General features: G+C 71.3%; 20 protein-coding genes. 10 read left to right on the forward strand and 10 right to left on the reverse strand.

The genetic code is table 11. The features are described from left to right. Positions 1 to 240 precede the first annotated feature (240 nt). From ACICHK_RS32725 to ACICHK_RS32740, 4 genes are read left to right on the forward strand one after another with little or no spacing between them, the layout of a single operon-like run. Positions 241 to 1,593, forward strand: a complete 1,353-nt coding sequence (locus ACICHK_RS32725) for an ABC transporter substrate-binding protein (protein WP_406839711.1) — start codon at positions 241 to 243, stop codon at positions 1,591 to 1,593. A gap of 8 nt (positions 1,594 to 1,601) precedes the next feature. Next, complete coding sequence (locus tag ACICHK_RS32730) at positions 1,602 to 2,573, forward strand: carbohydrate ABC transporter permease (protein WP_406839712.1); 972 nt, start codon at positions 1,602 to 1,604, stop codon at positions 2,571 to 2,573. Beyond that, positions 2,570 to 3,445, forward strand: coding sequence for a carbohydrate ABC transporter permease (locus ACICHK_RS32735; RefSeq protein ID WP_406839713.1), 876 nt, complete (start codon positions 2,570 to 2,572; stop codon positions 3,443 to 3,445). Before ACICHK_RS32730 ends, ACICHK_RS32735 begins: the two co-directional genes overlap by 4 nt. Before the next feature lie 39 nt (positions 3,446 to 3,484). Next, positions 3,485 to 5,086 carry a glycoside hydrolase family 13 protein gene (locus ACICHK_RS32740; protein ID WP_406839714.1) on the forward strand — a complete coding sequence of 534 codons (1,602 nt, stop codon included), beginning with the start codon at positions 3,485 to 3,487 and terminating at the stop codon, positions 5,084 to 5,086. Positions 5,087 to 5,122: 36 nt separating this feature from the next. Here the strand turns inward: ACICHK_RS32740 and ACICHK_RS32745 are convergent, their stop codons facing one another. Genes ACICHK_RS32745 through ACICHK_RS32760 form a run of 4 tightly spaced genes read right to left on the reverse strand, consistent with a single transcriptional unit; the run spans position 5,123 to position 8,548 of the window. Beyond that, entirely contained in the window at positions 5,123 to 5,932 is an 810-nt protein-coding gene (locus tag ACICHK_RS32745) for an ABC transporter ATP-binding protein (RefSeq protein ID WP_406839715.1), read from the reverse strand. Positions 5,933 to 5,955: 23 nt separating this feature from the next. After that, positions 5,956 to 6,774: an ABC transporter permease gene (locus ACICHK_RS32750; RefSeq protein ID WP_406839716.1), complete on the reverse strand. Its 819-nt coding sequence runs from the start codon at positions 6,772 to 6,774 to the stop codon at positions 5,956 to 5,958. Further along, positions 6,771 to 7,580: an ABC transporter permease gene (locus tag ACICHK_RS32755; protein ID WP_406839717.1), complete on the reverse strand. Its 810-nt coding sequence runs from the start codon at positions 7,578 to 7,580 to the stop codon at positions 6,771 to 6,773. The genes ACICHK_RS32750 and ACICHK_RS32755 overlap by 4 nt, the downstream gene beginning before the upstream one ends. Continuing rightward, entirely contained in the window at positions 7,577 to 8,548 is a 972-nt protein-coding gene (locus ACICHK_RS32760) for an ABC transporter substrate-binding protein (protein ID WP_406839718.1), read from the reverse strand. Before ACICHK_RS32760 ends, ACICHK_RS32755 begins: the two co-directional genes overlap by 4 nt. A gap of 185 nt (positions 8,549 to 8,733) precedes the next feature. On the opposite strand from ACICHK_RS32760, the gene ACICHK_RS32765 reads away from it, so the two are divergent. After that, complete coding sequence (locus ACICHK_RS32765; protein ID WP_406839719.1) at positions 8,734 to 9,549, forward strand: IclR family transcriptional regulator C-terminal domain-containing protein; 816 nt, start codon at positions 8,734 to 8,736, stop codon at positions 9,547 to 9,549. On the opposite strand, the gene ACICHK_RS32770 is transcribed toward ACICHK_RS32765, so the two are convergent. The 3 genes from ACICHK_RS32770 to ACICHK_RS32780 all read right to left on the reverse strand — a co-directional run bounded on the left by ACICHK_RS32770 (position 9,500) and on the right by ACICHK_RS32780 (position 14,524). Then, positions 9,500 to 10,453 carry a PDR/VanB family oxidoreductase gene (locus ACICHK_RS32770; protein WP_406839720.1) on the reverse strand — a complete coding sequence of 318 codons (954 nt, stop codon included), beginning with the start codon at positions 10,451 to 10,453 and terminating at the stop codon, positions 9,500 to 9,502. The two genes, ACICHK_RS32765 and ACICHK_RS32770, sit on opposite strands and share 50 nt — an antisense overlap. Next, positions 10,450 to 11,514, reverse strand: a complete 1,065-nt coding sequence (locus tag ACICHK_RS32775) for a Rieske 2Fe-2S domain-containing protein (RefSeq protein ID WP_406839721.1) — start codon at positions 11,512 to 11,514, stop codon at positions 10,450 to 10,452. Before ACICHK_RS32775 ends, ACICHK_RS32770 begins: the two co-directional genes overlap by 4 nt. A 178-nt stretch (positions 11,515 to 11,692) precedes the next feature. Beyond that, entirely contained in the window at positions 11,693 to 14,524 is a 2,832-nt protein-coding gene (locus tag ACICHK_RS32780) for a hypothetical protein (RefSeq protein ID WP_406839722.1), read from the reverse strand. Positions 14,525 to 14,883: 359 nt separating this feature from the next. On the opposite strand from ACICHK_RS32780, the gene ACICHK_RS32785 reads away from it, so the two are divergent. The 3 genes from ACICHK_RS32785 to ACICHK_RS32795 all read left to right on the forward strand — a co-directional run bounded on the left by ACICHK_RS32785 (position 14,884) and on the right by ACICHK_RS32795 (position 18,486). Next, complete coding sequence (locus tag ACICHK_RS32785; RefSeq protein ID WP_406839723.1) at positions 14,884 to 15,345, forward strand: DUF3592 domain-containing protein; 462 nt, start codon at positions 14,884 to 14,886, stop codon at positions 15,343 to 15,345. Positions 15,346 to 15,542: 197 nt separating this feature from the next. Beyond that, the gene (locus tag ACICHK_RS32790; protein WP_406839724.1) at positions 15,543 to 17,594 is read left to right on the forward strand and encodes a phosphocholine-specific phospholipase C; all 2,052 of its coding nucleotides are present in this window, start codon (positions 15,543 to 15,545) and stop codon (positions 17,592 to 17,594) included. A gap of 52 nt (positions 17,595 to 17,646) precedes the next feature. Next, positions 17,647 to 18,486, forward strand: coding sequence for a phospholipid scramblase-related protein (locus ACICHK_RS32795; protein ID WP_406839725.1), 840 nt, complete (start codon positions 17,647 to 17,649; stop codon positions 18,484 to 18,486). Between the two features lie 122 nt (positions 18,487 to 18,608). Here the strand turns inward: ACICHK_RS32795 and ACICHK_RS32800 are convergent, their stop codons facing one another. Both ACICHK_RS32800 and ACICHK_RS32805 read right to left on the reverse strand, forming a co-directional pair. Further along, positions 18,609 to 19,556, reverse strand: coding sequence for a hypothetical protein (locus ACICHK_RS32800; protein ID WP_406839726.1), 948 nt, complete (start codon positions 19,554 to 19,556; stop codon positions 18,609 to 18,611). Then, the gene (locus ACICHK_RS32805; RefSeq protein ID WP_406839727.1) at positions 19,553 to 20,437 is read right to left on the reverse strand and encodes a phosphatase PAP2 family protein; all 885 of its coding nucleotides are present in this window, start codon (positions 20,435 to 20,437) and stop codon (positions 19,553 to 19,555) included. Before ACICHK_RS32805 ends, ACICHK_RS32800 begins: the two co-directional genes overlap by 4 nt. A gap of 263 nt (positions 20,438 to 20,700) precedes the next feature. On the opposite strand from ACICHK_RS32805, the gene ACICHK_RS32810 reads away from it, so the two are divergent. Then, positions 20,701 to 21,318, forward strand: a complete 618-nt coding sequence (locus ACICHK_RS32810; RefSeq protein WP_151471131.1) for a TetR/AcrR family transcriptional regulator — start codon at positions 20,701 to 20,703, stop codon at positions 21,316 to 21,318. Positions 21,319 to 21,514: 196 nt separating this feature from the next. Here the strand turns inward: ACICHK_RS32810 and ACICHK_RS32815 are convergent, their stop codons facing one another. Next, a complete protein-coding gene (locus ACICHK_RS32815) occupies positions 21,515 to 22,522 on the reverse strand; it encodes a DUF2510 domain-containing protein (protein WP_406839728.1) in 1,008 nt (335 codons plus the stop codon). A gap of 642 nt (positions 22,523 to 23,164) precedes the next feature. Between ACICHK_RS32815 and ACICHK_RS32820 the strand changes: the two genes are divergently transcribed. Further along, positions 23,165 to 25,831: an ATP-binding protein gene (locus tag ACICHK_RS32820; RefSeq protein WP_406839729.1), complete on the forward strand. Its 2,667-nt coding sequence runs from the start codon at positions 23,165 to 23,167 to the stop codon at positions 25,829 to 25,831. The last annotated feature ends 5 nt before the right edge of the window (positions 25,832 to 25,836 follow it).

Below are 25,836 nucleotides of genomic sequence, written 5' to 3' on the forward strand. Positions count from 1 at the left end.
GCCGCGCGACCGGGGCGGCCTGCGCCGCCGTGCCGGGACCGGTGACCGATGTGCCGTACCGGGGTCGTTGACTCCGGTACGCAACCACCTGCCGTGAAGATCCTTGATCGCTGTCAAATAATTACAGATTCTGCGCGACATCTTGCGGACCGATGTCGACGGTGCTTGAGTGTGCGGCGCCAGAACACGGCGGCAAGCCCGCCGTGGGCCTTCCTCGCTCCAGCCCGAAGGGGTCCACCAATGAGAAGTACCGGGTTCCGCCGTAGCTTCGTCATGCTCATGGCGTCCTCCGTCGCGTTCACCGCCGCCGCGTGCGGTTCGAGCGGCGACGACGATGCGGCCGACGGAAAGACCCGCATCACCGTCAACTGCGAGCCGCCGAAGAGCGCCAAGACCGACCGCTCGTTCTTCGACGCCGACGTCGCGGCCTTCGAGAAGGCCAACCCGGACATCGACGTCGTCACCCACGACGCGTTCCCGTGCCAGGACCCCAAGACCTTCGACGCCAAGCTGGCCGGAGGCCAGATGGAGGACGTGTTCTACACGTACTTCACCGACGCCAAGCACGTCGTCGACGTCAACCAGGCCGCCGACATCACGAGTTACGTCAAGGACCTCAAGAGCTACGGCACCATCCAGCAGCAGCTGCGCGACATCTACACCGTCGACGGCAAGATCTACGGCGTCCCGCGCACCGGCTACTCGATGGGCCTCATCTACAACAAGGCGCTGTTCAAGAAGGCCGGCCTCGACCCCGACAAGCCCCCGGCCACCTGGGAGGAACTGCGCGCGGACGCCAAGAAGATCGCCGCGCTCGGCAAGGGCACCGTCGGTTACGCCGACTACAGCGCCCAGAACCAGGGCGGCTGGCACTTCACCGCCGAGGTCTACTCCCAGGGCGGGAACGTCGTCTCCGAGGACGGCAAGAAGGCGACCGTCGACACCCCCGAGGGCAAGGCGGTCCTGCAGAACCTGAAGGACATGCGCTGGAGCGACGACTCCATGGGCAGCAAGCAGCTGCTGGTCATCAACGACGTCCAGCAGATGATGGGCTCCGGCAAGCTCGGCATGTACCTCTCCGCGCCCGACAACATCCCGATCCTCGTCAAGGAGAAGGGCGGGAACTACAACGACCTGGCCCTGGCCCCGATGCCCGGCGGCAAGGGGACGCTCATCGGCGGCGACGGCTACATGTTCAACAAGAAGGACACCCCGGCCCAGATCAAGGCCGGCCTCAAGTGGCTCGACCACATGTTCCTGACCCCCGGCAAGGGCTTCCTCGGCGACTACGCCCGCGCCAAGCAGAACAATGCGCCCGTCGGCCTGCCCGAGCCGCGCCTGTTCACCGGCGCCGCGGACGCCAAGGACCAGCAGGTCAAGAAGGCCAACGCCAACGTGCCCGTGGAGAACTACCAGGCCTTCCTCGACGGCAACCAGAGCCTGCAGATGAAGATCGAGCCCCCGCAGGCCCAGCAGATCTACTCCGTCCTGGACGCCGCCGTGTCCGCGGTCCTCACCAAGAAGGACGCCGACGTCGACCAGCTCCTGAAGGACGCCTCCGGCAAGATCGACTCCATCCTGGCCCGGAGCTGACACCGTTCATGAAGACCGCATCGAAGCCCCCCGCAGTGCTCCCTCCGGCCGCCGTCGGCGCGCCGGAGGCGCCGCGGTCGGCCGGGCGCCGGACCGGGGGATCATCGCACCGGCGCCTGGCCGACCAGTTCCGCGCCTACGCCTTCCTGGCCGGCGGCCTGCTCTGCTTCGCCCTGTTCTCCTGGTACCCGGCGATCCGCGCCGTCGTGATCGCCTTCCAGAAGTACACGCCCGGCAGCGGCGGCGAGTGGGTCGGCACCGCCAACTTCACCCGGGTCTTCCACGACCCCGAGTTCACCGCAGCCTGGCGCAACACCCTCACCTTCACCGTCCTCGCCCTGCTCATCGGCTTCGCCGTCCCGTTCGTGACGGCGCTGGTCCTGAACGAACTGCGGCACGCCAAGGCGTTCTTCAGAGTCGTGGTCTATCTGCCGGTGATGATCCCGCCGGTGGTCAGCGCCCTGCTGTGGAAGTGGTTCTACGATCCCGGGGCCGGCCTCGCCAACGAGGCGCTGCGCGCACTGCACCTGCCGACCTCCAACTGGTCCAACGGCGCCGACACCGCCCTCGTCTCGCTGGTGATCGTCGCCACCTGGGCCAACCTCGGCGGCACCGTCCTCATCTACCTCGCCGCGCTCCAGAGCATCCCCGGCGAGCTGTACGAGGCGGCCGAACTGGACGGCGCGAGCCTGCTCCAGCGCATCCGCCACGTGACGATCCCCCAGACGCGCTTCATCATCCTCATGCTGATGCTGCTTCAGATCATCGCCACCATGCAGGTGTTCACCGAACCCTTCGTGATCACCGGCGGCGGTCCCGAGGACAGGACCGTCACGGTGCTCTACCTGATCTACAAGTACGCCTTCCTCTACAACGACTTCGGCGGAGCCTGCGCGCTGAGCGTCATGCTGCTCGTCCTGCTCAGCGCCTTCTCCGCCCTCTACCTGCGGCTGACCCGCTCCGAAGGGGAGGACGCGTGAGCACCCGCACCCTGATCTCTCCGCTCACCCTGGCCCGCCCCCGCGGCAGGGCCCTCTACTGGACCGTCTTCGGCGGCGTCGTCCTGCTCTTCGCGCTGGCCTTCCTCTTCCCCGTCTACTGGATGGTGACCGGCGCCATGAAGTCGCCGGACGAGGTCACGCGCACCCCGCCCACGCTCGTGCCGGAACACTGGCACCTGAGCGGTTACACCGACGCGTGGGACCTGATGGACCTGCCCACCCACCTGTGGAACACCGTCGTCCAGGCGACGGGAGCCTGGCTGCTCCAGCTCGTCTTCTGCACGGCCGCCGCCTACGCCCTGTCCAAACTGAGGCCGGCCTTCGGCAAGGTGATCCTCGGCGGGATCCTCGCCACCCTGATGGTCCCGGCACAGGCCCTGGTCGTCCCGAAGTACCTGACCGTCGCCGACCTGCCCGTCCTGCACACCAGCCTGCTCAACTCCCCGCTCGGCATCTGGCTGCCCGCCGTCGCCAACGCCTTCAACCTCTATCTCCTCAAGCGCTTCTTCGACCAGATCCCGCGTGACGTCCTGGAGGCCGCCGAGATCGACGGCGCCGGGAAACTGCGCACCCTGTGGTCGATCGTGCTGCCGATGTCCCGGCCCGTCCTCGGAGTCGTGTCGATCTTCGCCCTGGTCGCCGTCTGGCAGGACTTCCTCTGGCCGCTGATGGTCTTCTCCGACACCGACAAGCAGCCCATCAGCGTGGCGCTCGTCCAGCTGTCGCAGAACATCCAGCTGACCGTGCTCATCGCCGCGATGGTGATCGCCAGCATCCCCATGGTCGTGATGTTCCTGGTGTTCCAGCGGCACATCATCGCCGGGATCAGCGCGGGCAGCACCAAGGGCTGACGCCCGTACCCGACCTCCTCGAACGAAAGGCAACGCACCGTGGGACAGCCCCGCCCTGCCCGAAATCAGTCCGCGTGGTGGCGTTCCGCCGTCATCTACCAGGTGTACGTCCGCAGCTTCGCGGACGGCGACGGCGACGGCACCGGCGACCTCGCGGGCGTCCGCGCCAGACTCCCGTACCTCGCCGAACTCGGCGTGGACGCGCTGTGGTTCAACCCCTGGTACCTCTCGCCCCTGGCCGACGGCGGCTACGACGTCGCCGACTACCGCACCATCGACCCGGCCTTCGGGACGCTCGCCGAGGCCGAGAAGCTCATCGCCGAGGCCCGCGAACTGGGCATCCGCACGCTCGTCGACATCGTCCCGAACCACGTCTCCGACCAGCACCCCTGGTTCCGGGCGGCGCTGGTCGGCGGCCCGGAGCGCGAGCTGTTCCACTTCCGCCCCGGACGCGGCGAGCACGGCGAACTCCCGCCCAACGACTGGCCGTCCCAGTTCGCCGGCTCCACCGAACCGGTGTGGACCCGGCTGCCCGACGGCGACTGGTACCTCCACCTCTTCACCCCCCAGCAGCCCGACCTCAACTGGGCGCACCCGGCCGTCCGCCGGGAGCACGAGGAGATCCTGCGCTTCTGGTTCGAGCGGGGAGTGGCGGGCGTGCGCATCGATTCGGCCGCGCTGCTGGCCAAGGACCCGGACCTGCCCGACTTCGTCGAGGGCCGCGACCCGAACCCCTACGTCGACCGCGACGAGCTCCATGACATCTACCGCTCCTGGAGGACGGTCGCCGACGCCCACGACGGCATCTTCGTCGGCGAGGTCTGGCTCCCCGACTCCGAGCGCTTCGCCCGCTATCTGCGCCCCGACGAACTGCACACCGCCTTCAACTTCTCCTTCCTGTCGTGCCCCTGGGACGCCGGACGGCTGCGCACCTCCATCGACGAGACCCTCGCCGAGCACGCCCCCGTCGGCGCTCCCGCCACCTGGGTGCTGTGCAACCACGACGTGACCCGCACGGTCACCCGCTACGGCCGCGCCGAAACCGGCTTCGACTTCACCGCCAAGGCCTTCGGCACCCCCACCGACCTCGCTCTCGGCACCCGCCGGGCCCGGGCCGCGGCGCTGCTCTCGCTCGCCCTGCCCGGCTCCGTGTACCTCTACCAGGGCGAGGAACTCGGCCTGCCCGAGGTGGAGTTGCCACGCGAGAGCATCCAGGACCCGATGTATTCGCGCTCCGGCGGCACCGACCCGGGCCGCGACGGCTGCCGGGTCCCGCTGCCCTGGGCGGCGGACGAACCGTACGCCGGATTCGGCGGGGAGCCCTGGCTCCCGCAGCCCGCCGACTGGCCCGCGTACGCCGCCGACCGCCAGGCGGACGACCCCGGCTCCATGCTGAGCCTCTACCGTGCCGCGCTCCGCCTCCGTCACACCGAACCGGGCTTCGGCGACGGCCCGCTCGACTGGCTCCCCGCACCCGAGGGCGTCCTCGCCCTCACCCGCGCGGACGGTCTGCTCTGCGTCGTCAATCTGTCCGACGGCCCGGTCGCACTGCCCGGGCACTCCCGGCTCCTGCTCCACAGCGACCCGTTGACCGCCGACGGACTGCTTCCCCCCGACACGGCCGTCTGGCTGCGCGCCTGACCGGGACCGCACCGCACGGCGCCCTCCCCGCGGGCCTCACCGAGGCGGAGGCGCGTCCTCGACGACCGGCTCCCCGCGTTTCGCCGCCTGGATCTGCTCGTACACACGGGTCCGCAACTCGGCGAAGCGCGGGGCCGCCCGGGTGCGCAACTGGTCCCGCTCCCCGGGAAGATCGATCTTCAGCTGCTCCCGGACGACGGTGGGGGAGGCCGTCAGGACCAGGACCCGCTCGCCGAGGTACACGGCCTCGTCGATGTCATGGGTCACGAACAGGACGGTGATCCCGCGCTGCCGCCACAGCCGGCGCACCAGATCCTCCAGATCGGCGCGGGTCTGCGCGTCGACCGCCGCGAACGGCTCGTCCATGAGCAGGACTTCGGGCTCGTACGCCAGGGCACGGGCGATCGCGACCCGCTGCTGCATCCCGCCCGAGAGCTGCCACGGATAGGCTCCCGCGGCATCGGCCAGACCGACGGACTCCAGCGCGTCGGCGACCAGTTCCCCGCGCCTCGCCCTGCTCAGCCTCTTCTGCCGCAGCGGGAGTTCGACGTTCTCGCCGACCCTCATCCAGGGGAACAGACTGCGCCCGTACTCCTGGAACACGAACGCCATGCCCGGCGGCGGACCGCTCACCCGCCGGCCCCCGAGCAGCACCTCGCCCGACGTCGGCGCCAGCAGACCGGCCATGCACTTCAGCAGCGTGGTCTTGCCGCAGCCCGACGGGCCCACCAGACAGACGAGTTCACCCGCGTCCACCGTGAAGGTGAGGTCGCGGACCGCCTCCACCCGGCGCCCCGACCCCTCGTAGACCTTCCGCAGGCCGGATACGACCAAAGACGCGTGCATGGACCGCCCTTTCGCGAGCGACGTCACGGGGACCGCCTGGAGGCGTCGCGCAGACCGTGGTACCAGCCGAGGACCCGGCGCTCGACCAGCTGGAAGAGCACCGAGAGGAGAAAACCGAGCAGACCGAGGACGAGGATCCCGGTCCACATGTCCGGGATCGCGAAGCCGCGCTGGAACTGCACGATGGTGAAGCCGAGTCCGTTGCTGGCCGCGAACATCTCGCTGATGACCATCAGGATGATGCCGATGGACAGCGCCTGGCGCAGGCCCGCGAAGATCTGCGGGCTCGCCGCCGGCAGGACGACGGACCGGATCCGGGCCGGTCCCGTGATGCCGTACGAGCGGGCCGTCTCGGACATCACGGAGTCGACGGCGCGCACGCCCTCGATCGTGTTGAGCAGGACCGGCCACACACAGCCGCTCGCGATCACGACGATCTTCATCGTGTCCCCGATGCCCGCGAACAGCATGATGACCGGAACGAGGACGGGCGGCGGTACCGCCCGCAGGAACTCCAGGACCGGTTCGCACACGGCCCGCACCTTCCGGTACGAGCCGACGACCGTGCCGAGGCCGATCCCCACCACGGCGGCCGACGTGTAGCCGGCGAGCAGCCGCAGCAGGCTGGGCAGCAGGTCGGCGCGGAGCCGCGCGCGGGTCCAGACGTCGGGGAAGGTCCGCAGGATCGTGCGCAGCGGCGGCCAGTAGACGTCGGTGCTGTCGTCCGAGGCGAACCACCACACGACGAACAGCAGGGCGGGGAGCGCGACGACGAACAGCGCGCGCAGCAGGCGGCCTCCCCACGCGCCCGGCCTCCTCCGCCCGGCGGGGACGTCCGTCACACCGTCACCTCCCCGCGCACCGACTGGTGCCAGGCCAGCGCGTACCGTTCCACCGACCGCGCGGCCGTGTTGATGAGCAGCCCGAGCAGACCCGTGACCACGATCAGCGCGTACAGCTCGGGCACCGCCTGCGAGGTCTGGGCGACCGCGATGCGCGCGCCCAGTCCCGGTGCCCCGATGACGAGTTCGGCGGTCACCGTGAGGATGAGCGCGACCGCCGCGGCGAGCCGGACGCCGGTCATGACGTACGGCAGCGCGGTCGGCCACAGCACATGGCGGATCCGGGCCCAGGTGCCGAGCCCGTACGAGCGTGCGGTCTCCTCCGCCACCGGGTCGACGTCCCGCACCCCGTACATGACCTGGACGAGGACCTGCCAGAAGGACGCGTACACGACCAGCAGGAGCACCGACCTCAGTTCGGTGCCGTAGAGCAGGACGGCCAGCGGGATCAGGGCCACGGAGGGGATGGGCCGCAGGAACTCGATCGTCGAGGCGGTCGCCTCGCGCAGATACGGCACGACCGAGACGACCACCCCCACCACGATGCCCGCGCCGACGGCGATCGCGAGGCCCAGCGCCCAGCCCGTGAGGGTGTCGCCGAGATCCGTCCAGAAGGCGCTGTCGGTGGTCTCGTCGCCGAGGGCCCGCGCGATCCGGCTGGTCGGCGGGAAGAACTGCTCCTTGACGATGCCGAGCCGCGGCACCGCCTCGCCGAGGGCGAGGAAGGCCGCGAGCCCGGCGGCGCCCAGTGCGGCGTTCACGGCCCGCCCGGAGGGGCCGCCGCCGCGCGGTGACGTGGGTTTCACGGCAGCAGCTCGTCCAGATCGGGCGTCGACTTGAAGAGCCCGTCCTGCTCGCCCAGCTTCTCCAGCGCCTCGATCGAGGACCGGTTCGGCTCGGCCGGCCACTTCGGCAGGGTCACCTTCGCCAGTACGGCCGCGGGGATCGTGGTGTACGTGGTGACGATCTGCCGCACCTCGTCCGGGTGCGCGTCGGCGTAGGCGAGGGATTCCGCGGTCGCCTCCTGGAACTTCTTCACCACGTCGGGGTGCTGCTGCGCGTACTGGTTCGAGGTGAAGTACAGGGCGACGGTGAGGTTCTTCGCCACGTCGACCAGGGAGGAGGCGATCTCGGTCGCGCCCTGGCCCTTGACGGTGGCGAGCGCGGGCTCGACCACCATCGCGGCGTCGATCCGACCGCTGTCCAGCGCCGCGGGCATCTGGTCGAAGGCGAGCTCGACGAACTTCACCGCGGACGGATCACCGCCCGCCTTGCGCACCGACTCGCGCACGGCCGTCTCGTTGATGTTCTTCAGCGTGTTGACGGCGACCTTCTTGCCCTCCAGGTCCTTCGCCGACTTGATCGCGCTGCCCTTCTTCACCGTGATGGCACCGAAGTCCGCGCCCGCCGCGCCCGTCGAGGCGACGCCGTTCGCGATGGCCTTCACGGGAACGTCGTTGGACTGGGCGATCATCAGCGAGGTCACGTTGGAGAACCCGAACTGGAACTGGCCCGAGACGACACCCGGGACGATCGCCGCGCCGCCCTGCGCGGCCGTCATCGACAGGGTCAGTCCGTGCTTCTTGTAGAAGCCCTTCTTCTGACCCAGATAGACGGGGGCGACGTCGACGATGGGGATGACCCCCAGCTTGACCTCGGTGGTGCCGCCGGACGAGGAGTTCTTGTCCGAGGCGCCACCGCCGTCCGACGAACCGCAGGCCGACGCGGCGACCAGTAAGGCTCCGACCGCGATCCCGGCGAGCAGACGACGCATGGCTCCTCCTGTGCAGACGAGAGTGTTCCGACAGGGCGTGCGCACACCGCACAATGGTGCTCAGCGCGAAGGTAGAACCCTGTCCGTGCCGGGTCAATGGCCTTGGCTGACAATATTGTTGACAGTTATCGAAGTGTGCCCCGTCCCGTACGGAGAGCACTCCGTGTGTCCCCCTGGAGGCGACGATGCCTGCAGCAGACCGAGCTCCCCACTTCGTCCGCTCCTTCGAACGAGGACTCGCCGTCCTCCGCGTCTTCGGCGCCGACCGGCCGGAACTGACGCTCAGTGAGGTCGCCCGCGGCTGCGACCTGACCCGCGCGGCGGCGCGCCGCTTCCTGCTGACCCTGGTCGACCTCGGCTACGTCCACACGGACGGCCGCGTCTTCCGGCTCACCCCGCGCGTGCTGGAACTCGGCTACGCCTATCTCTCCGGTTTCACCCTCCCGGAGATCGCCCAGTCCCATCTGGAGCAACTCGCCGAACAGGTCGGGGAGTCGAGCTCGCTCTGTGTTCTCGACGGCGACGACATCGTGTACGTGGCACGGGTCCCGACCCGGCGCATCATGACGGCGGCGATCACCGTCGGCACCCGCTTCCCGGCCCATGTCACCTCGGTCGGCCGGGTGATCCTCGCGCACCTCACGGACGACGAGATCGACACCCGGCTGCGGCGGGCCGATCTGCGCCCCCTGACCGCGCGCACGATCGTCGCGCCGGACCTGCTGAGAGCGGAACTGGCCCGGGCGCGGCGCCAGGGATACGCCGTCGTCGACCAGGAGCTGGAGGAGGGGCTGCGCTCGGTCGCCGCCCCGGTGCGCGACCGGGACGGCGACGTGGTGGCGGCCGTGAACATCCCGGTGCACGCCAGCCGCAACAGCCTCGAATCCGTCCGCCGCGACCTGCTTCCCCATCTGCTGGAGACGGTCGCGCGGATCGAGCGGGACCTGGCGGTCACAGATCCAGGACGAGCCGTTCCCCGAGACAGCGGGACACACAGATGAGCATGGTCCCGCCCGCCTCCCGCTCCGCGTCCGTGAGCACCGAGTCCCGGTGGTCCGGGGCCCCTTCGATCACGTCCGTCTCGCAGGTCCCGCACGTGCCCTCGGCGCAGGAGTGGAGGACCTCGACACCGGCGGCGCGCACGGTGTCGAGGACCGAGACGCCGGGGGCGACGGTGAGCGTCCGCCCCGACCGCTCCAGGACCACCTCGAACTCCCGCTCCCCGTCCGCCCTTTGCTCCCTCGGCCGGAACCGCTCGACGCGCAGCAGGGCGGCCGGACAGCGCTCCTCCATCGCGTCCAGCAACGGTCCGGGGCCGCAGCAGTAGACGAGGGTGTCCTCAAAGACCCCGGCCAGTGCGGAGGACAGGTCGAGGTCTCCGGTCTCGTCCCGGGGAGCGAGGGTGACCCGGTCCCCGTAGCGCCCCAACTCCCCGGTGAACGCCATGGAGCCGCGGGTCCGGCCGCCGTACAGCAGGGTCCACCCGGCGCCCGCCGCCTCGGCCGCGGCGAGCATCGGCAGGATCGGGGTGATGCCGATCCCGCCCGCCACGAAGCGGTAGCGCGGGGCGGGCACGAGCGCGAAGCGGTTGCGCGGGCCCCGGACCCGCACCCTGTCGCCCACGCCCAGCCGCTCGTGCACGTAGGCCGATCCGCCCCGCCCGTCCGGCTCGCGCAGCACCGCGATCCGCCACGCCCCCCGGTCCGCCGGATCACCGCACAGGGAGTACTGCCGCTCCAGGCCCGGCCCGAGCACGACGTCGATGTGGGCACCCGGCTCCCAGGGAGGGAGTCCGGCGCCGAGCGGATGCCGCAGGATCAGGGCGAGCACACCGTCGGCGACGAGTTCCCGGCGCTCGACGACGAGTTCGGCCTCGTACGGGGCCTCGCCGGCGGAACCGGTCACCGCACCCTCTCCACCGGCTTGTCGCCCTCCTCGACCAGCCGGGCCAGGATGCGCCGGGCCGCGAGGCCCCCGGCGTCGATGCCGACGCTCAGCTCCTGGTAGCCGGTGCGCTCGGAGGCGAGGGCCCGCTGGAGGAGGTTGAGCGCGTCGACGTCCTGCATCACGACGGTGTGGTTCAAGTCCCGCATGAAAGAGCTGACTTCGTCGTCCGATCGGGCGAAGTCGCGCGAGACCGCCCAGAAGTCGTACACCTCGCCCGCGCCGGACGGTGTGATGGCGTACGTGATCTCGGTGTGGAAGGCGTTCGGGTCACTGCCGTCCGCCTCCGGCAGCACACCGGCCGGCGCGACCCTGCTGTGCAGCAGGTAGAGGCACGGCGCGTGGTACTCGATGTCCTGCCAGCGGGTGATCCGGCCCCGGACGCCGGTCGACCGGGCGTAGAAGGGAGGGCATTCGGCGTCGTCCATGTGCCGGGAGACGCGCACGACACCGGCTTCCTCGTCCACCTCGGTGGTGATCGGCGTCTCGGCGACCTCGGGCGTGCCGATGTAGCCCCCGTGCAGGTACGTCTCGTGCGAGAGGTCGAGGAGGTTGTCGACGAGGAGCCCGTAGTCCGCGTCGACGGGTTCCATGCCGCTGACCGTCGTCCAGTCGGGCGAGTCCATGTGCGGTGCGCGCGGCACGGACCCCGGGTCCGCGAGCGCGGGGTCGCCGATCCAGACCCAGACGAACAGGTCCTGCTCGACGACCGGGTAGGAGGCGACACGGGCGGTCCGTGGTATCCGCTTCTGCCCCGGCACGTACACGCACGTGCCGGCCCTGTCGTAGGTGAACCCGTGATAGCCGCACACGATCCGGTCACCGTCGAGACGGCTCTCCGAGAGCGGGAAACGCCGGTGCACACACCGGTCGGACAGCGCGACGGCCGCCCCGTCCTCCTCGGCCCGGTAGAGCACGAGCGGTTCACCGAGGACCGTCCGGCCGAGGAGCTCGCGCCCGACCTCGTAGGTGTAGGCGGCGACGTACCACTGGTTGCGGGCGAAGGCGGTGGTGTGCGGCATGGCGTTCCCGTCCCTGAGAGCGGGGCTCCACCGCCCCGCGTGCCGTGGTCGCCCTCAGGGTCGTGACGTTCGCGGCGGGCGGGCAAGACGGCTTCCGCCGGGCGGAAGGATTCCGGGAAGTGGCCTTTCAGGGGCGGAAGTTCACGCGATGGATCTCTGCCCCTGACATGACCGGACATCAGGACGCGGGATCCACGGGGCAGTCGAAGCGGTCACCGGGACCCCAGTGCGTGGCGTTCCGCGCACCCTGGGAGAGCACTCCGCAGGTCAGGTCCGTGAGTTTGTCGCCCGCGTTCGTGATCTCACGGACGTGGATCTCCTTGTTCGGCGGGTAGTGGTGATCGCTGTCCAGGGTGATGACACCGGATTCCCCCACGTAGTTCTGGATGCCGGGATCCTGGAGGTGGTTGACGAGCGCCCGGGGCGAGAAGCCCGGGTCGTTGGTGACGAGGTCGTTCATGGCCTCGGAGAGGATCTCGACGGCGTCGTAGCCGAGAGCGGCGTCGTTCTCGGCGGACAGGTGGTAAGCCGCGTCGAACGTCTCCGCGAAGGAACCCTCGGGGTCCGGGAGACTGAACTGGTTGTAGAAGAGCTTCAGCGCGTCGTACTTCTGACGCATGAGCTCCGGATGCAGGACCACGTCCGGAGCCGGACTCTCGGCCAGCACCGGAACGGGGGAGACGCGGGCCCGGCATGCCTGGGTCGTCTGCATCGCCTTGAAGAGGTCCTCCATGACGCTGGACCGGCCCGCGTACAGGACGAAGCCGTTGGTGCGGTGGACGAGTGTGCAGACGGTGCCGGCGATGCCCCGGGTGGCGCGCCCGTTCTCCATCTCGCCGTACTTCACGAGATGCACCGGCCCGGTCGAGCGGTAGGAGGCGTCGAACCGGTGGGCGAGGTCGGCGCTGAAGTAGGTGTCCTTGGGGTCGTAGACGACGACGGCCGCCGGACCGGAGCCGTCGGCGGCCGGGCTCGTCAGGGCCTGCAACTGGGGCGAGTTGCGGGCGAAGGCGGTCATGACCGCGGCGATGCGGGCGTCCACCGGGGAGAGCTGGAAGTAGGACGAGGGGGAGTCGCCGTCGACCATGCGCTGACCCGAGACGCCGGTCCCGAGGACCGTGATGCCCTGGCCCCCCAGTTCGATCGCGGCCTGCTGGGACTCCGGGCGGCTCTGGTGGAGTCCCATGACGGCCGCGATGTGGTCCCGCTCCGCCCGGTCGATGATCATCTGCGCGACGTCCACGCCACTGGTGTTGGCCGTGTTGAGGCCACCGCTCGACCCGTAGTGGAAGTACTCCCCGGCGTTGGCGACGAGCAGGCGCACGGGTACCTGGGCCTTGCGGTGGCTGCCGTTGACGTCCTCCTGCGCGAGCAGCGCGCCGCGCAGGGTCTGGAAGCCGATGGGAGCGGTGCGCTTGGACTCCGAGCCGACGCTGAGCGGGGCGAAGAAGACGATCGTGCGGTACGGCTTGTCCGTGTCCACCTGCGCGTTCTGGTGGCCGAGGATCTTCTCCAGGTCCCTGAGGTCGTCCGCGTACTCGCCGTGGGCCAGGTCGCAGCCGTCGTTGCCGTCGGTCAGACCGACGACCTCACCGTTGTCCACGTGGCGGCAGGAGTCCGCGGCACCGCCGTCGGTGACGAGCTCCGTCAGCGCCCGGGACAGGACGACGAGGCCTGCGCACAGCACCGCGACGGCGGTGGCGGCGGCCACCGGGCGCCACCAGTCGCGGACGCGGGGACGACGGAAGTCCATGGCGGCCGGTTGAGGCACGTCGGCCACCGCGGTGCCCTCGCCCGCGGCGCGCGGCACGGTCAGCACATGCACCGGATCGGTGCTGCGGCCGGAGATCGCCGCCGAGAACAGCGCGGTCACCTCATGGCCCGTCGGGTGTGCGCCGAAGCCGTCCCGCTGTGCCGGCACCGTCCGGGTGGGCGGACTCGTGGCGTACGGGGGGAGCGCGCCGGTGGCGGCGCCCAGCACCAGCAGCGGACTGCTCCCGATGTCGCGGGAGACGGCGGCGTACGTGTCCAGGACCTCGCGGCACGCGGACCCGGGGCCGCCCACGGTGGGCAGGAGCACCACGAAGGGCCATGCGCGCCGGGGACGGAGGCGGCTCCACGCACGGGGCCGGGCCGCCCTGGCCAGGTCGCGGATCAGCGCGGTGAGGAGGATCTCGCGGACCAGCCCCTCGTCGCGTGACGCCACGGTTCCCGGGGGTCGTGCCGCCTCCTGCGCCAGGGCGAGCCGGTGGCTCACCCGCAGGTGGACCGCCGCCTTGAGGAAGCTCCGGCCGGGCAGGTCCAGCATCCGGCTGACCCACACGTGACGCCGGTCGAGGCGCATGCCGTACCAGCGGCGCCACGACCAGGCGGCCACGATGTCCAGCAGGCGAAAGGGGGCGCCCCACCATCCGTCGGTGATCTCGCGCAGCTGTGTGAGCGGGAAGTCCTCGTGGAGCTTTCGGGTGTACGCCTCGCTCAGCACCCGTCGCAGGGCGCGGCGCTGCGCCTCCGCTTCCCTCTCCTGGACATCGGCCCGCAGCACCGCCAGCAGGGTGTCGAACTCGGGCAGCCGCAGTGTGCCGGCCCCCGTCGGCACGGAGTCCTTCAGCTGCTGGGCCACGTTCTCCAGTAGGAGCACGTGCGGCCCGTCCGACTGTCCTTCGGCCGGCTCCGGCCACACGTCGCCGACCACCGCGTGCGGGGCGAAGCTGGTGACCGAGGCATCGGCCCCCGCCGGGGAGGACTTCAGGTGCCTCATGTAGTCCAGCACGAGTCCGGCGAGCTCCGGATCCGGTTCGGCGCGGCCGGTGACCGTGCCGCCGTCCCGCATCCGGGCCAGCAGGAGGGCCGGGAGCCGGTGCTCACGGGACCTGATCCGGCGGGACGGCCCGGCCCGGCGGTCGGCGAGGTGCGGGTCGAGCACCCGGACGAGCCAGTGGAAGTCGGCGGACGCGGTCCGGATTCGCTCGGTCCGGATTCGCTCGTCGTCGGGAGATGGATGCGGCAAGAGGAACCTCCAACTGGCATATGTCGAGGGAGCGTTGTGCGAGCCTATGGACGGAATGCGCGGTACGGCGGCTTTGCCGCTAGTCGACCGCTAATGAAACGGCGTGTGCGCAGTGCATTCGGATTGAGATCACCGCGCGCCGCCTTCCTCGTCCCGGCCGGATGCACGGATCACTCCGTGGCCGGACTCGTCCGCGTCTCCGATGCCGTCCTCGTCATGGCCACCTCAGGCATCGTGGTAACCGTCGACGGTTCGGAGGTTCCGACGGAACGCGGGCGGCCCGGCACCCGTCTTGGCGCGCAGGGCCTCCGCGGGGCCCGACGCACCGTCAGTACCACCTGCACAGCAAGGAATCACGAATGATGCTCGTCGCCGTCGTCGTCGTTCTCCTGTCCGCGATCGTGATCACCCCGATCGCCGTGGGTGTCATGGCGGTCAGAAAGGTCCGCTGGCGGACGCGGGCGCAGCGGCACGGCCTGCGCACCGAGGGCAGATGCATACGGGTCGAGACGGTGCGGCGCTCGGGCGGCGGGTACGCCACCTCGACGCGGCGCTACTTCCTCTTCGAGTTCATCACCCACGAGGGCCGACAGGTCCGCTTCGAGGACGCCGCTCCGAACACCACCGTCCCGGGTGACGTCCTGACCGTCTCCTACCTTCCGGAGTACCCGGAGCGGGCCACGGTCGCCTTGCCCGGCGACCGGACGGCCCAGCGGGAACTCGGCTGCCTTCTGGTGTTCCTCGGCTTCGCCCTGGTCATCGCGCTGGTCGTCGCCGGTGTCATGGCGGGCGTGCTCTCCCTCTTCGCGGCCGGCGCCTGAGGTCTGCCGCTCGCGTCGGGCCGGTCCGGCCCTCGGTCCCCCGTGGTATGGCCGGAACCGTTCGTCTCACGTACCGCCGACCTTCACGCGAGCGACAGAGGACCCTTTCCTGACGTTCGGTGCGCTTGGAAAACTCCCTCGCGCACGTTCCGTCAATCTCCGGCCGAAGGGCCCGTCAGGACAAGAGGTCACCGCTCATGTCTCAAGTGAATCGGCGCCGGTTTTTCCAACTCGCCGGTGGAACAGCGGCGTTCACCGCGCTGTCCGGCAGCGTCCAGCGCGCGGCGGCTCTGCCCGCACATCGCCGTTCGGGCACGATCGAGGATGTCGAGCACATCGTCGTCCTGATGCAGGAGAACCGTTCGTTCGACCATTACTTCGGCTCGATGAGAGGCGTCCGGGGTTTCGGCGACCCGCGTCCGGCCACCACGGCGGGCACCAAACCGGTCTGGTACCAGTCGGACGGCACCAAGGACGTGCTCCCCTTCCACCCGGAGGCGGACGACCTCGGTCTCGCGTTCCTCAAGGACCTCCCGCACGGCTGGAGCGACGGACACGCCGCGTTCGACAAGGGCAGGTACGACAAGTGGGTGCCCGCCAAGTCGGCCACGACGATGGCCTATCTGACGCGTGAGGACATCCCGTTCCACTACGCGCTGGCCGACGCCTTCACCGTCTGCGACGCCTACCACTGCTCGTTCATCGGCTCCACGGACCCCAACCGCTACTACATGTGGACGGGGTACACGGGCAACGACGGCAAGGGCGGCGGCCCGGTCCTCGGCAACGACGAGGCGGGGTACGGCTGGACGACGTACCCGGAGCGGCTGGAGGCGGCCGGCATCTCCTGGAAGGTGTACCAGGACGTCGGCGACGGGCTGGACGCGAACGGCTCCTGGGGCTGGATCCCCGACGCCTACCGGGGCAACTACGGCGACAACTCGCTGCTGTACTTCAACCAGTGCCGCGACGCCCGGCCGGGCGACCCGCTGTACGACAAGGCCCGCACCGGCACCGACGCACGCAAGGGCGAGGGCTTCTTCGACCGGCTCCGGGCCGACGTGCGGGGCGGCACGCTGCCGCAGATCTCCTGGATCGTCGCCCCCGAGGCGTTCTCGGAACACCCCAACTGGCCCGCCAACTACGGTGCCTGGTACATCTCCCAGGTGCTGGACGCGCTCACCTCCGACCCCGAGGTGTGGAGCCGGACGGCGCTGTTCATCACGTACGACGAGAACGACGGCTTCTTCGACCACCTGGTGCCGCCCTTCCCGCCGCAGTCGCCGGCGCAGGGCAGGTCCACGGTCGACGTCGGCCCGGACCTGTTCGCGGGCGACGCGAGCCATGCCGCGGGACCGTACGGACTGGGCCAGCGGGTGCCGATGCTCGTCGTCTCGCCCTGGAGCAAGGGCGGTTACGTCTGCTCCGAGACGTTCGACCACACCTCGATCCTCCGGTTCATGGAAGCCCGGTTCGGGGTGCGCGAGCCCAACATCTCGCCCTGGCGGCGCGCCGTCTGCGGCGACCTCACCGCCGCCTTCGACTTCGCGCGCAAGGACACCGGGCCGGTCGCGCTGCCCGCCACCGACGGCTACCGGCCGCCGGACGGCGGCCGCCACCCCGACTACGTGCCGACCCCGCCCGCGAACCCCGCCCTGCCCCGGCAGGAGCGCGGCTCGCGCCCGACCCGCCCGCTCAAGTACGCGCCCCACGTGGACGGTTCGGCGGACACCGCGGCCGGCACGTTCACGCTGACCTTCGGCTCCGGCGCCGAGGCCGGCGCGGCCTTCCTCGTCACCTCCGGCAACCGCACGGACGGCCCCTGGACGTACACCACCGAAGCGGGCAGAACCATCTCGGACACCTGGAACTCCGCTTATTCCGGAGGATCGTACGATCTCACGGTGCACGGTCCGAACGGCTTCCTGCGCACCTTCAAGGGCGCGGGCAGGACCCCGGGAGTCGAGGTCACCGCCCGTCACACCGGCTGTGACGTGGAGCTCACCCTCGTGAACAAGGGTGCCGCCGCGGCGACGCTCACGCTCACGAACGGCTACGGCGGACGGCCCCGGGTCTTCCGGGTCAAGGCGGGCGCGACCGTGAAGCACACGGTGGACCTGCGGGCGAGCGCCCGCTGGTACGACCTGAGCGTCGTCTGCGACGGTTTGGCGGGATTCCTGCGGCGATTCGCCGGACATGTCGAGAACGGCCGGCCCGGTGTCAGCGACCCCGCCCTCGGTACCGTCTGACGGGTCCCCAACTGACCGTTGATTTCCGGCCATGTCACGGTAGGGTGCCCCGGTGACCACACATTCGAACACTCCTGCGGGCTGGTATCCGGACCCGAACGGGAAGCCTCAGACGCAGCGTTACTGGGACGGCTCGCAGTGGACCGACCAGGAGGCTCCGGCCGCGCAGCAGGTGCCGCACCAGGGCCCGCCGCCGCAGCAGGCGTTCCCGCAGCAGGCGGGCGCGCCCGACCCGCGCGTCCAGAGCCAGGTGCAGCAGCAGGCCGGGGTGGCCCCGAGCGGTGCCGGCGGCGGCACGCTGTTCACCGAGCCGGTCCTGGTGGTGAACCAGAAGGCCAAGCTGATCGAGCTGACCAACGAGTACAAGGTCATGGACCAGCAGGGCAATCCGGTCGGCTCGGTCGTCCAGGTCGGACAGGGCGTGTTCAGGAAGATCCTGCGCTTCGTCTCCAGCCTCGACCAGTTCCTGACGCACAAGCTGGAGATCCGTGACGCGCACGGCGTGCCGCAGCTGCTGCTCACGCGCCCCGCGAAGATATTCAAGTCGCGGGTGGTCGTGACGCGTCCGGACGGCTCGCCCGTCGGCGAGATCGTGCAGCAGAACATGATCGGCAAGATCAACTTCGCGATCAACGTCGACGGCCAGAAGGTCGGCGCGATCAAGGCGGAGAACTGGCGCGCCTGGAACTTCGCGATCGTCGACCACGCGGACAACGAGGTGGCCCGGATCACGAAGACCTGGGAAGGCCTCGCCAAGACGCTGTTCACGACCGCGGACAACTACGTCCTGCAGATCCACTTCCAGCTGCCCGAGCCGCTGCTGAGCCTCGTCGTCGCGACGGCGCTGACCGTCGACACGGCGCTCAAGCAGGACGCCCGCGGGCTGGGCTGACCGGCTCCGGTCGTGAGGAAGGGCGGTCGCGGATCTCTCCGCGGCCGCCCTTCCCGTTCGCCCCGCCCGTCTCCCGTTCGCCCCGCCCGTCTTGCGGGCGGCCGCGGTTCCCTGCGGTGAGGTCAGCCGGCCCGGGCCGGGCCGACAGGCACCGGCGAGGGTTCGTACGCCGCCGGTCCGGTCTCCAGCGCCAGCACCGCGGCGACCGGGTGATCGTCGTCCGCCAAGCCGTCCGGGGGAGCGGCCCGCCCGGGTGCCGGACGGGACAGCGTCATCACGCCCCACGCGGCGGTCGAGGCTCCCGCGAGCGCGAGCAGCAGGCCCGCCACGCCGCCCCGGAGGTGCTCGTCGAGCAGGGACAGCCCGATCACCGCCGCGGCCAGCGGGTTGGCGAGCGTCACAACGGCCAGCGGGGCGCCGAGTCCGCCCTGGTAAGCGGTCTGTGACAACAGCAGCCCGCCCGCCGAGAAGGCCGCCACGAGCAGGGCCACCACGACGACCCGAGCGCTGAGCGGCGAGCCCGAACGGTCCGTCGCGGCCACCGTCACGGTCTGGGTGAGGGCCGACGCCACGCCCGAGGCGAACCCGGAGGCCGTCGCGTGCCGCAGTCCCGGCCGGGCCCCGCGCGCCAGTCCGCCGATGACCGCGGCGGTCGTTCCTGCGACGGCGAGCGCCTGCGGCAGGCTCAGCGCCTCGTCCGGCGCGGTCCCGGACGCCGTGACGAGCAGCGCGGCCAGGCCTGTCAGGGTGAGTGCCGTGCCGCGCCACTCGGCCGCGCCGACCCGCCGTCCGGCGACCCGCGCGCCCAGCGGGACGGCGGCCACGAGCGTGAGCGCCCCGAGCGGCTGGACCAGGGTGAGCGTTCCGTACTTGAGGGCGGCCACGTGCAGCAGCGCGGCCGAGGCGTTCAGCGTCACCGACCACCACCAGGCGCCCTGGGCCAGCAGGCGCAGCGTGCCCGTGTCCGGGCCGGCCGACCGGGCGGCGAGCCGTTCCTGCGCGACGGCCGCGGAGGCGTAGGCGACGGAGGAGAAGAGGGACAGGGCGACGGCGACGAGCGTCGGGTTCACCGTCCCGCTCCCACGAGTTCGGGCAGATCCCGTACGGGCGTCCCGGCGGGTTCGTGGCCCCGGCGCCGTCCCGGGGCGGTCGCCGTCCGGTACGGCGGGTGGACCACGGCGAGGGCGACGCAGAGCAGCCCGGTCGCCACGACCGCGTCGAGCCAGTAGTGGTTCGCGGTGCCGACGATCACCAGCAGGGTGAGCAGGGGATGCAGCAGCCACAGCGCGCGCAGGCGTGACCGGGTCGCGGTGATCAGGCCGATCGCGACCATCAGGGCCCAGCCGAAGTGCAGCGACGGCATCGCCGCGAACTGGTTCGCCAGGGTGTCGGCGGCCGGGTGCGCGCCGTACACGGTGGGCCCGTAGACCTGGCCGGTGTCGACGAGACCCGTCCCCGCGAGCAGCCGCGGCGGCGCGAGCGGAAACACGAGGTGCCCGGCCAGCGCGGCGGCCGTGACCAGGGCGAGGACCCTGCGCGCCCACACGTAGTGCGCGGGGCGCCGCAGGTAGAGCCAGACCAGGAAGGCGACGGTGGCCGGGAAGTGGACCGTCGCGTAGTAGGCGTTCGCGAGGTGGACGAGCGTGTCGCTGTGCAGCAGCGCGCCCTGTACGGCGCCCTCGCCCGGCAGGTGCAGGGACCGCTCCCAGCCCCAGACGCGGTGCGCGTCGGCGAAGGCCTCGTCGGTGCGGCCGGCTGCCGCCAGGCGGCCGGCCTTGTAGACGACGAAGAGCCCGGCGACGAGCAGCAGCTCCCGCAATAGTGGCGGGCGCGCCGCGGTGTCGTCCGGGCGCGCGTGCGGGCGCCCGGACGCGGGTGCGGCCGCGTCGGGCGGCTTCGGTTCTGACGCGGACCCGGATGCGGGATCCGCGGGCTCGGTTCGGGAATCCATCCCCGGCCCCCTTGTCGACGGTCTGGTCTCGTGAGGTGCGCGGTGAGCCCGGGACAGGACCCGTTCGGCTCCCCCGCGGGGGGAGGGGCGGGCCCTGTCCGAGGCTCATCGATACGGCAGTGTACCGATACGGTCGTGTACCGATACGCAGGTGTACCGATACGCTTTTGTATCGATACGGTTGCGTACCGGTACCCTCGCGTATCGATTACACTGGGCGCAAGACCGCACCGGCACGGCCGGATCGAGCGAGGAGAAGCGCCATGACGTCGCAGGCCGCGGACGGACCGGAGACGGTCGCTGCCTCGCGCCGCTCCAAGATCACGCCCGAGCGTGAGCAGGAGTTCTACGACGCCGTGCTCGAACAGATCCGGGAATGCGGCTACGAGGCGCTCACCATGGAGGGCGTCGCCGCCAGCACGCGGTGCAGCAAGTCCACGCTCTACCGGCAGTGGAAGACGAAGCCCCAGTTCGTGGCCGCCGCGCTGCGCAACAACCGCTGCCCGCGGTTCACGGGGATCGACACCGGCTCGCTCGCCGGAGACCTGCGCGCGGCGGCCAGGGCCGCGGGCGAGTGGTCGGCCAGGGACAGCACACAGTTGCTGCAGGGCCTCGGCAATGCCGTGATGCAGGACAAGGAGCTCCAGCAGGCGCTCCGCGACGCACTCGTCGAACCCGAGGTCGCCGAGCTGCGGCAGATGATCGGCCGCGGTGTCGAGCGCGGCGAGGTCGACGCCGGCCATCCCGCGCTGGAGTTCATCCCGGCCCAGATGCTCGGCGTCCTGAGGGTGCGCCCCCTGCTGGACGGCCAGTACGCGGACGCGGCGTACCTCACACGGTTCGTGGAGGCCGTCGTGCTGCCGGCGCTCGGCCTCACCTGAGTCTCAGGCCGCCGTCCGTGGGATGACCGGACGTCGGCCTGTACCGCGCCGCACCGTGGGGACGGGGGCGGCGCGCACCCCCGGCCGGGTGGGATTCTCCTTGAGCGGAGGGGAGTTCCACCCGGCCGGTCCATTTCCGCCGGGCCGGTCCATTTCCGCCCGGGGCCGGGCGGGGCGGGGGCGCGAGAGGGGCGTCCTAGACGTTCTGCCCGTTGCCGCCCGCTCCGGGCGCCGCCTTGATGCCCTTGGTGATCGTGTCGATGACCGACTGCCGGGGGGCCTCGGAGCTGACGTCGACGCCGAACCGGACGACGACCAGCGAGGCGGGGTCCGCGGGGGAGGGGAAGGCGAGCGACTCGACGTAACCGTCGTCGCCCTTGCTCGTCACGACCTTCCAGCGCACCAGGTAGCCCTTCTCGCCGGCCACCGTGACCGCCTTCGAGGCGAGCTCCGTGTGCGAGGTGATCGAGCCGTAGCCCTTGCCGTACGACTCGGTGGCGTTCTTGGAGATGTCCTCCTTGGCCGCCCCCTCCGCCGTCGTGGACTTCAGCTTCTGCGCCTTCGCGGAGGCCGAGTAGGCGCCGCCGCGCTGGCAGTCCTGCGAGGTGTCGCCGGGGCACTTGTAGGTGTCCTTCGTGGACACGGAAGCCGTGCCCGCGCCGTTCCGGCCGGTCCAGCCGTCCGGCACCGGGATGCTGATGCCGTTGTAGACGTCCGTGGCGTAGCCGGGGTCGATCTCAGGCAGGCCGGACCCGCCGGGGGCCGGGGTCTGCCCGCCGGAACCGCCGGAGCCGTCCGAGCCGCCCGGTCCGCCGGGCGCTCCGTCCGGGCCGCGCTCCTGGCCGCCGCCGGGTCCCCCCGGACCGCCCTGGCCGCCCGGCCCGGTGGTGCCCGGGGAGGCCGCGCTGCCACCGCGACCGTCATCGCTGGTCAGCGCGTAGACACCGCCGCCGATGCCCGCGAGGACGGCGACAGCCGCCGCGACCGCTATGCCCGTGCGCAGCCCGCGCCGCGGGCCGCTCGGGGCGTACGCCGGATAGGGACCGGCCCCCGCCGGGTATGCCGGGGGACCCCATGCGGCCGCCGACCCGACGGGGCGGACCTGGTCCGTCCATGCCTTACCGTCCCACCAGCGCTCGGTGGCGGGAGCGTCACTTGTCTGCCCGGGGTCGGGATACCAGCCGGGGGGAGTCACCTGCGTCATGGGCCCACCGTATGAGTCCCGGGTGAAAGGCTGATGAGAGGGTTCCCCCCGGAGCCCGCCGGGAGGTGCCCGCGGCCCTCCCGCAACCTGACGCGTGCATGTGGACGGGTGGGGGGGCGCCCCGGGCCGGGCCGTGATCGGGACCGCCCCGCCCGCCGTCTCGCCCGGACGGATGAAGAACGCCAGTACCAGGAGTGCGCACGCCCCGCGCGTCGCCCGGACCAGTCCGGGCGACGCGCGGATGAGGGGCGGACCGGGACGACCGTCGTGGGCGGTGGGTCCGAAGGGCCCGACGGGACGTCCGCGGCGTCCTCGGGCGGGGCTCGGCGAAGCCGCTGAGGAGGAGGGCGTGCAGGTCACGGCCGTGCGCGGGGGCGCTCGTGCCGGTTCTTCCCGAGGGGCGCGCGGGCCGGCCGGCCACGGTCCGGCGCTGCGGACGGGGAAGGAAAATTACCTTCATTTTTCCGGTAGTTGACTGTGCGTCACTTCCCTTCGGGGCCGCGGGGTGTTCGGCGGTTCCGCCATCGCGGGACCGCCTTCACCCGTCCCGGCAACTGGTGCCGGGTCCCGCCTCCGTCGCGGCTTCCAGGAGGCTAGGCTCGTTGCAGTTACGTCATTCGGGCGACCTGGGGAGGTAACGGGATGACGGAGGCACGGCCAGGAGCGGCCGCCTCGGCTTCCCTGTGGGAGCGTGACGAGGAGGTCGCCGCTCTCGAAGAGGCGATCACCGCGCTGCGCGCGGACTCCGCGACGTCGGGCACCCTGCTGGTGCTCAGCGGAGAGGCGGGTCTCGGCAAGACCGCCCTCCTCGCCGAGGCGCGCAGGATCGCGGAGAGCAACGGCTGTGCCGTGTGGTCGGCGCGCGGCGGCGAGACCGTCACGTCCGTCCCCTTCAACGTCGTACGGCAGTTGCTCCAGCCGGCCCTCCTCTCGCTGCTTCCGGAGGAGGCGCGCGAATACCTGGGCGACTGGTACGACATCGCCGGACCCGCCCTCGGCATCGCCGAACCGGGTGACCGGCTGCCCGACCCGCAGGGCGTCTGCGACGGTCTGGTCGCCGCGGTGCGCCGGCTCGCGAAGCGGGAGTGGCCGCTCGTGCTGCTCATCGACGACGCGCACTGGGCCGACCAGGAGACCCTGCGCTGGCTCGCCGCGTTCGCCGAGCGCCTGGACGACCTGTCCGTCCTCGTCGTGATGGCCCGCAGGCCCGGTGGCGTCAGCGGCGAGAGCGCCCGGCTGCTCGACGCGGTGGCCGCCGCGGGCCGGCCGGTCTCCACCCTGACCGCGCTGACCCCGGCCGCCACCGAGGGGCTCACCCGCGCCACGCTCGGGGAACACGCCGACGCGCCGTTCTGCCGCGAGGTGTGGGCGGTCACCGGCGGCAACCCGTACGAGACCGTCGAACTGCTCGCCAAGGTCCAGGACAGCGAACTGGACCCGGTCGAGGGCTCGGCCGCCGAGCTGCGCGACCTGAACCGCTCCGCCCGCGGCCGCGGACTCGTCGCCCGCCTGGAAGGCCTCGGCATCGACGCCACCCGGTTCGCCTGGGCGGCCGCCATCCTCGGCACCGGCATCTCCCTCGACCTCGCCGCCCAACTCGCCGGAATGCCGGACGACGAGGCCTCCCGCTGCGCCGAACTGCTGGGCGCCGCGCGCATCCTGACCGCGGTCGGATCCACGAACGGGCAACAGGCGGACGGCGAGCTGGAGTTCGTGCACCCCCTGATCGCGACGGCGGTCTACCGCTCGATCCCGGACGCCCTGCGAACGGCGATGCACGGTCAGGCGGCCTGGGCGGTGACCGAGTCCGGACGCGGCGCGGCCGCGGCCTCCCGCCACCTCCTCGAAGTGCACCCGGACGACGACCCCGAACTCGTCGAGCAGATGCGCGAAGCCGCCCGCGAACACCTCGCCGTCGGCGCCCCGGACGCGGCCCGGCGCTGCCTGGAACGGGCGTTGAAGGAACCTCCGCTGCCCGAGGTGCACGCACGGGTCCTCTACGAACTGGGCTGCGCCACGCTCCTGACCGCGCCGGCCAAGACCATCGGCCATCTCCGGGCCGCGCTGGAGAGGCCCGGACTCCAGGACGCCGAACGGGTCGACGCCGTCTTCCGGCTCTCCCAGGCGCTGCTGCACAACAACCAGCTGGACGAGGCCGTCCGCACGGTCGACGCCGAGGCCGAGCGGCTGGAGCCCGGACCCGCCCGGATGCGGCTCCAGGCCGTGCACTACATGTGGGAGGGCATCCACGCGGGCGAGGAGCGCGCCGGACACTCCACCGGTCTCGCCGAACTCGTCACGACCTGCACGGGACGCGACAACTCCGAGCGGGCGCTCCTCATACTGCGCGGCTTCGACGCGATGACCCGAGGCGAGAACGCCGAGGAGGTCGTCGAACTCTGCGACCGGGCCCTCGTCAACGGACGCCTCGCACCCGGACTCGCCTGGACCGACACCGAGTGGGGCGTCGAACTCCTGCTGATGCTGGGCAGCGCGTACGCCTACACGGACCGGCTGGACCGCGCCGAGAGCCTGTTCAGCGAGGCACTGCACGCCTATGTGAAGGCGGGCTGGAGCGGCGGTCACCTCTCCCTGGCCAACGCCTACCTCGGACTCGCCCTGCGCCGGCGGGGCCGTCTCGCCGACGCCGAGCACTACCAGCGCGAGTCGCTGCGCCTCGCGGAACGGGTCGGCCGTGGACTGCCCCTGTACTGGTCGGCGACCTCCGGGCTCATCGACACCCTGCTGGCCCGCGGACACCTCCAGGAGGCGGCGGAGATCGCCGAGCGCTACGGCTTCGCGCCCCCGTACCCCACCACGATCGTCCTGCCCGACACTCGCTCGGTGCGCGGCCGTCTGCTGCTCGCCACCGGCCGGGCCAAGGAGGGCGTCAACGAACTGGAGGCGGCGGAGAAGGCCGCGGCGGCCCGCGGCCACCACAACCCGGTGCTCGCGCCCTGGGCCGTCGACCTCGCGAGGGCGCTCGCCAACGAGGACCCGGCACGCGCCGCCTCCCTGGCAGGCGACGCCCGCCGCCAGGCCGAGCGGTTCGGCACCGACACGGCGATCGGCGAGGCCCTGCGGTGCGCCGCCGCCCTCGAGACCGGACAGCGCGCGGTCCGGCTGGCGGCCCAGGCGGTCACCTACCTGGAGGCCTCTCCCTGCCAGTACGAACACGCGGCGGCCCGCGTCGAGTACGGCATCGTGTCCCGCTCGGTGACGGAACTGAACAAGGGCCTCACCCTGGCGCGCACCTGCGGCGCGGACGGTCTGGCGGCGAAGGCGGAGGCGGCGCTGGCGGGTCTGTAGCACGC

This window comes from Streptomyces sp. AHU1 (assembly GCF_045343905.1).
Taxonomy (GTDB): domain Bacteria; phylum Actinomycetota; class Actinomycetes; order Streptomycetales; family Streptomycetaceae; genus Streptomyces; species Streptomyces triticiradicis.